The sequence below is a fragment of the Streptomyces milbemycinicus genome, from assembly GCF_002154605.1.
GTDB classification, from domain to species: Bacteria; Actinomycetota; Actinomycetes; order Streptomycetales; family Streptomycetaceae; genus Streptomyces; species Streptomyces milbemycinicus.
On record NZ_MUNE01000768.1, the window covers coordinates 1 to 6,552 of the forward strand.

Genomic DNA, 6,552 nt, shown 5'->3' on the forward strand with positions numbered 1-6,552 from the left:
ATGGGCCCCTCGGGCTCCGGCAAGTCCACGTTCCTGCAGTGCGCCGCCGGCCTCGACCGGCCGACCGCGGGCTCGGTCCGGCTCGGCGGTACGGAGATCACCGGCATGAGCGAGAACAAGCTCACCGCGCTGCGCCGCAGCCGCCTCGGCTTCGTCTTCCAGTCCTTCAACCTGCTGCCCTCGCTCACCGTCGAGCAGAACGTGGTGCTGCCGATGCGGCTCGCGGGCGCGCGCCCCGACCGCGCCCGGGCCCGGGCCGTGCTCGCCCAGGTGGGGCTGCACGAGCACGCCAGGCGCCTCCCGGGCCGGCTCTCCGGCGGGCAGCAGCAACGGGTGGCGATCGCCCGCGCGCTGGTCACCAGCCCCGACGTCGTCTTCGCCGACGAGCCGACCGGCGCCCTCGACACCGGCACCGCCGCCGAAGTGCTCGGACTGCTGCGGCAGGCCGTGGACGCGCTCGGCGCGACTGTCGTCATGGTCACGCACGACCCCGTGGCCGCGAGCTACGCCGACCGCGTGCTCTTCCTCGCCGACGGCTCCCTCGCCGACCGCATGACGCGCGCCTCCGCCCAGGAGATCGCCGCCCGGATGGCCGGGCTGACGGCCCGTACGGCCGCCGGCGCACCTGGTATGCCGATCCGTACGCCGCCGGGCACGCCGATCCGTACGGCGAGCGTGGCGGCCGGTGCGCCCTCGCACGGGGAGATCGTCCAATGAGGCTGCTGGGCAATGGGCTGGCCCGGGCCGCCGTCCGCTTCAAGCCCGCCGCCTTCGCGGGTACGTTCATCGCCCTGATGCTGGCCGCCGCGATCGTGTCGGCCTGCGGGATCCTGCTGGAGTCCGGGCTGCGGGCCACGGTGCCGCCCGGGCGCTACGCGAGCGCCCCGGTCGTGGTCGCCGCGGAGCAGCGGGTGGGGGACCGGGAGGAGTCGGAGCCCGCCCCCGACCGGGTCCGGCTGGACGCCTCGCTCGTCGCCACGGCCGCCCGTACGCAGGGCGTGGCTGCCGCCGCGCCCGACTGGAGCTTCCCGGTCCAGGGCGGCGACGCCGGCTGGACCGCCCACGGCTGGGGCTCGGCCTCCTTCACCGGGGTCGCGCTCGGCTCCGGCGCGGCTCCACGGAAGGGCGAGGTCGTACTGGATCCGGCCGCCGCCCGCGCGGCGCGCATACGCGTGGGCGGCAGCGTCACCCTGACCGCGGCCGACGGCGGTCACCGCTTCCGGGTCGCCGGCATCACCCGTACGGGCGGCGCTCAGGACGCCGGGCCCGCCGTCTGGTTCACCGACCGCCAGGCGGGGGCCCTGTCCGGCCACCCCGCCACCGTCGACGCCGTCCTCGTCCGCCCCGAGCCAGGCACCGCGCCCGGCGCCCTGGCGGCCGACCTCAAGCGCGCCCTCAAGGCGGTGCCCGCCGCCCGCGTGCACACCGGCGAGGGGCGCGGCGCCGCCCAGGAGCCCGGTCTCGACGGGGCCAAGGAGCTGCTGGAGGGCATCGGGGGCTCCTTCGGCGGCATCGCCACCATGGTCGCGATCTTCACCACCGCCGGTACCACCGCGCTCTCCATCGGCCAGCGCGGCCGCGAGATCGCACTGCTGCGCGCGGTCGGCGCCACCCCGCGGCAGATCCGCCGGTCCATCGCCACCGAGGCGCTGCTGGTCGCCCCGCTCGCGGGCGCGCTCGGCACGCTGCCCGGTATCGCGCTCGCCCACTGGTGGTTCGGAGAACTCCGGGACCGGGGCGCGATCCCGGCCGGGGTGGAGCTCGCGGTCTCCTGGATCCCGCTGGTCAGCGCGGTCGGCGCGGGGCTGGTCGCCGCGCTGTTCGCAGGACTGGCGGCCGCCCGCAGACCGGCGCGGATCAAGCCGGGCCAGGCGCTCGGTGAGGCGGCCGCCGAGCCGTTCCGCCCGGGGGTGATCCGGACGCTGCTGGGCGTCGCGGCCCTGGCCGGCGGCGGTGTGCTCACGGGCGTGGCGGCCGCGGCGTCAGGGGACGACGCGGCCAACGCCGCGCTGGGCGTGGTGATGCTGTTCATGCTGGCCGTCGGGCTGCTCGGCCCGTTCGTCGCCCGCGGCTGCGCCTGGCTGGTCGGCCTGCCGCTGCGGGCGGGCCGGGCCCCGGCCGCCCTGGCCGCGGCCAACGCCTGGGCCAACGCCCGCCGCCTGGCCTCGGCGATCACCCCGCTCGTACTCGCCATGGCCTTCGCCTCGACGCTCGTGTTCATGCACACCAGCGAGGCCCATGCGACGGACGGGCAGCGGCGCGCGGGCGTCGTCGCCGACCACGTCCTCTCCGCGCCCGGCGGTCTGCCCGCCGACGCCACGGCCCGCGCCGGGTCCGTCCGGGGAGTCGCGTCGGCGGTCGGGGTGCTGCGCACCGGCGTACTGGTGCCCAGGGGCTCGGGCGACGGTGCGTGGCTGGAGAACGCGTCGGCGCAGGGCGTCTCCGGGACCGGCCGCGACCTGGCGGCGGTCCAGGACCTCGACGTCCGTACGGGCAGCCTGGACGCGCTGGGCCGCGGCACGGTGGCCGTGGACGCGAGCCTCGCGTCCTCGGCGCATGTGAAGGTCGGCGACCGGCTCCGGCTGCACCTGCCGGACGGCACGGCGGTCGCGCCGAAGGTCGTCGCGACGTACGGGCGGGGGCTGGGCCTGGCGGCGGTCACACTGCCCCGCGCGGCGCTGGCCACCCATGTGACCTCGGCCTTCGACAGCCATGTGCTGGTACGGGACGACAAGGGCGCCGATCCGGCGGCCGTCGCGGCCGCGCTCCGCCCCCTCGGCGAGGTCACCGGACCCGGCGGCTATGCGGCGGCCCGGGACAAGGAGGGCGAGCTCAACGTCTGGGCCAACACCGTCATGGCCGCGGTCCTCGGCGGCTTCGCGGCCGTCGCCGCCGCCAACACGCTGGTGATGACCGTCCTGGACCGCCGCCGGGAGCTGGGCATGCTGCGGCTGATCGGGTCGACGCGGCGGCAGGTCCTGGGGATGGTGCGCTGGGAGGCGCTGCTGGTGGTGATCGCGGGGGTCGCGCTCGGCACGGCGATCGCGCTGGCGACGCTCGTGCCGATGGTGCGCGGCTTGACCGGCGAGGACCCGTATCTGCCGCCGCTGACGTACGGAGGGTTCGCGGGCGCCGCGGTGGCGCTGGGCCTGCTCGCGACGGGGCTGCCGGCCCGGGCGGTGCTCCGCCGCGGCCGGGCCGGCTGAGACGGGGGACGGCGAAGGCCGGAGACGGCGAAGGCCGGGGACGGCGAAGGCCGCGCCGGGGCCGTGTACGACGGCTCCGGCGCGGCCTTGTGCCGTGCTCGGGTCGGGCGGTTGCCGCTCGGATACGAGGCGGTCAGGCCGCCGTGGTGGTGCGCTTACGGGCCTGTTCGGCCGGGTCCTTCCGGAAGGCCCAGACCATCTTCGGCTCCATCGCGAACCGGAAGAGGCGCTGCACGGGCGGTGTGCACAGCAGCGTGATCACGGTCGCGGCGATGATGGTGACCACGATCTCGCCCAGCGGCTCATGCGTCCACGGGTTGGCGTCGTACCAGCCCCAGAAGCGGGAGCCCTTGGCGAGGAAGCCATGCAGCAGATACCCGTACAGGGTTCCGGCGCCCAGGGCGGTGAACCACATCCGGCGCCGCGGCACCCAGGCGAAGAAGCAGGCGACCAGCACCATCGAGCAGCCGAAGAGCGCGAGGGTCATCACGGGCCCGGTCCACGGCGCCGCGGCCAGCTCCTGGACGCTGTCGCGGCGGTAGAACCACGCCTTGTTCATCCGCGGGCCCGCCCAGTAGGCGAACACGAACGCGCAGGCCAACACCGGCAGGGCCAGGATCCGCGCCCGGCGCCCGCGCATCTTCTGGAAGTGCTCCGGCTTCATGTGCAGCCCGACCACGAAGAACGGCAGGAACTGCAGCACCCGCTGCAGATCGAGGTCGTCACCGATGTCGGGGGAGACCGAGGCGAGGGTTGCGATGGCCAGCGAGAGCGGGACGGGCCAGCGGATGATCTTCCAGATCGGGGTGGTCATCCGCCAGACGAACAGCGCGATCAGGAACCAGGTGAGGTACCAGGGGTCCAGCAGGCTGAAGTCGTAGGTGGGGTCGTCATCCGCCCAGCGCTTGAAGAAGGTGTACGCGATCTCGAAGATCAGATACGGCACGGCGATACCGGTGATGAGCCGCTTGAGCCGGTCGGGCCGCATGTCGAAGCTGCGCGAGAAGTAGCCCGAAATGAGGATGAACGCCGGCATGTGGAGCGTGTAGACGGTCATGTAGAGCGCTCTGGCGGTGCGGCTGTAGTCCGTCAGCGGCTCCCACGCGTGGCCCATGGCGACCAGGACGATCGCGAGGTACTTCGCGTTGTCGAAGAACGCGTCCCGCTGTTTGGGCTTGGACCCGGTCGGGGCGGTCGGCGGACCCGTCTGATGCCCTGCTGTGTCGCGGTGCGGTGTGGGGGGAGTGGGCTCCGCCTCCCGGGCCGGGGGGAGCGGGGCCCGCTGATAACCGTGCGGGCGCAGGGAGTTGGTCACAGGCCCTCCCACCAGGAACTGGGGGAGAGAACCCGGGACCACACTGCGCGCCGGGGAGTGATGGCAGTGTGGAACATCTAAGGCACGATAGCCCCGAAACCTCTATTGCGTAAAACCTCGTTCAGTTATTTGTTGTCTATCGCATGCATGGCAGACACATGCATCCGTGGAGGCTAAGTCGACAAAGTGATCCGAGTGGGCGGATGCGGTGGTGCAAGATGCCTGATCTGTCGGGTTTCATCCTACTTAAATGGTGACATATGCCCCGCAAGCGGCTCTGGCGGAATGTCTGATTCATTGGCGCTTTGTCGTTACGCGCGGGCTCACGGAAACGGGCTCACCGCGCATTTGGAATTTCCCGCCGGACTATGTGATCAAGTCCAATTCTGATCGTCGGGCAGGTCCTCGAATTGTGCGCGGCGTCACGAGGAGCGGGCTCGTCCGGGGCCGCATCGACGGGCCCCTCAGTGGGTAGATGAGCTGCGGGGCGACGGGCCCGCGGTTCCCGCCACGCGGCTCCAGTGTGGCGGGAGTTGATGGCACGATGGTGTTGCGGGGGTGTGCGAGGTCGCGTGCTTCCGGGCCGGCGAGATGCGTAGCGACCGAGGGTGTGTGATCAGGCGTGGTCATATCTGTGTCTTTGGTGGTGCTGGTGGGCATCATCCTTGTGCTGATGGTGCGCAACGGCAAGATCACCTGGGGGCCGGCCCTCGTGGCGGCGCTCTTCGGGTTCCTGCTCGCATCGTCCGACCTGGCGCCGAACATCCAGGACTTCCTCGACTCGGTGTCGCACTCGATCAGCGAAATCGACATCTGACCCGAAGGACCCCCGGGGCCCGTAGGACGGGTCCCGGACCCCGTAAAAGGCAGGTCCTGGGAAACACGTACGGCCCGGCGCCGGGAAAATCCCCGAGCAACCGGGCCGTGAGGCATGGAGCGGGCGACGGGAATCGAACCCGCGTAGCCAGTTTGGAAGACTGGGGCTCTACCATTGAGCTACGCCCGCCTGTGCCGCCGCCCCGCCGGATGTGTCCCGGGCGCGGCCGCCGAGCGTGATCGCTCGACCCGCGGCACGGGAAGCATCGTAGCGGGTCCGCACCACATCCCGCACACCCTTGCCCACCAGTCGAAAAAGCGGCAGCCGGGGCCTGCGCGGGCATGTACCCTACGTGTCGCACCGACGGGGTGTGGCGCAGCTTGGTAGCGCGTCCGCTTTGGGAGCGGAAGGTCGTCGGTTCGAATCCGGCCACCCCGACCACCATCACGTTTGTCATGAGCGCAAGATCGCATTGTGGGCCGCGTCATGCGTGCGGTTACTATGCAAGCTGCGCGTCTGTGACTTTCTCTGCCGGGCGCGATCCGCTGAAACGCACGACGGCAACGCAGCAGAACACCAAGAAGTCAGCCCCAAGGAGACCGAACCGTGAAGAGCGCCGTGGAGACCCTGAACCCGACCCGGGTTCGGCTCACTGTCGAGGTGCCCTTCGAGGAGCTCAAGCCCAGCCTCGACGCGGCGTACAAGAAGATCAACCAGCAGGTCACGGTGCCCGGCTTCCGGAAGGGCAAGATCCCGGCCCGGGTCATCGACCAGCGGTTCGGCCGCGGCGCCGTGCTGGAGGAGGCCGTCAACGACGCGCTCCCGAAGTTCTACACCGAGGCGGTCAACGAGGGTGAGCTGAACCCGCTCGGCCAGCCCGAGGTCGACATCACCGAGCTCAAGGACAACGAGCTGCTGGCCTTCACCGCCGAGGTGGACGTACGCCCGACGGTCGAGATCCCGGACTACTCCGGCATCGAGGTCACCGTCGACTCCGTCGAGGTCTCGGACGAGGACATCGACAAGGCCGTCGAACAGTTGCGCGACCGCTTCGCCACCACCAGTGCGGTCGAGCGCGCCGCCGCCGAGGGCGACATCGTGGTCGTCGACCTCGAGGCCAAGGTCGAGGGCGAGGTCCTCGAGGACGGCGTGGCCAACGGTGTCAACTACACGATCGGCTCCGGTGAGCTGCTCGAGGGCATCGACGAGGCGGT

The 6,552-nt window shown here is 71.8% G+C and carries 5 protein-coding genes and 2 tRNA genes; 5 read left to right on the forward strand and 2 right to left on the reverse strand.

What is annotated here, in order from left to right:
* Together CCN51_RS45765 and CCN51_RS45770 are read left to right on the forward strand one after the other, a co-directional pair.
* The coding region (locus CCN51_RS45765) for an ABC transporter ATP-binding protein (protein ID WP_086860901.1) at positions 1 to 717 on the forward strand (717 nt) is incomplete at its 5' end.
* A complete protein-coding gene (locus tag CCN51_RS45770; protein WP_014179670.1) occupies positions 714 to 3,206 on the forward strand; it encodes an ABC transporter permease in 2,493 nt (830 codons plus the stop codon). The genes CCN51_RS45765 and CCN51_RS45770, both read left to right, overlap by 4 nt.
* A gap of 133 nt (positions 3,207 to 3,339) precedes the next feature.
* Here CCN51_RS45770 and CCN51_RS45775 read toward each other — a convergent pair whose 3' ends face one another.
* Positions 3,340 to 4,521, reverse strand: a complete 1,182-nt coding sequence (locus CCN51_RS45775) for an acyltransferase family protein (protein ID WP_014179671.1) — start codon at positions 4,519 to 4,521, stop codon at positions 3,340 to 3,342.
* 622 nt (positions 4,522 to 5,143) lie between these two features.
* On the opposite strand from CCN51_RS45775, the gene CCN51_RS45780 reads away from it, so the two are divergent.
* Complete coding sequence (locus CCN51_RS45780; protein ID WP_055414018.1) at positions 5,144 to 5,338, forward strand: hypothetical protein; 195 nt, start codon at positions 5,144 to 5,146, stop codon at positions 5,336 to 5,338.
* A gap of 115 nt (positions 5,339 to 5,453) precedes the next feature.
* Here the strand turns inward: CCN51_RS45780 and CCN51_RS45785 are convergent.
* Positions 5,454 to 5,527 (reverse strand) — tRNA-Gly (locus CCN51_RS45785).
* 175 nt (positions 5,528 to 5,702) lie between these two features.
* Between CCN51_RS45785 and CCN51_RS45790 the strand changes: the two genes are divergently transcribed.
* Positions 5,703 to 5,779 (forward strand) — tRNA-Pro (locus CCN51_RS45790).
* 165 nt (positions 5,780 to 5,944) lie between these two features.
* The coding region (gene tig / locus CCN51_RS45795; protein WP_086860903.1) for a trigger factor at positions 5,945 to 6,552 on the forward strand (608 nt) is incomplete at its 3' end.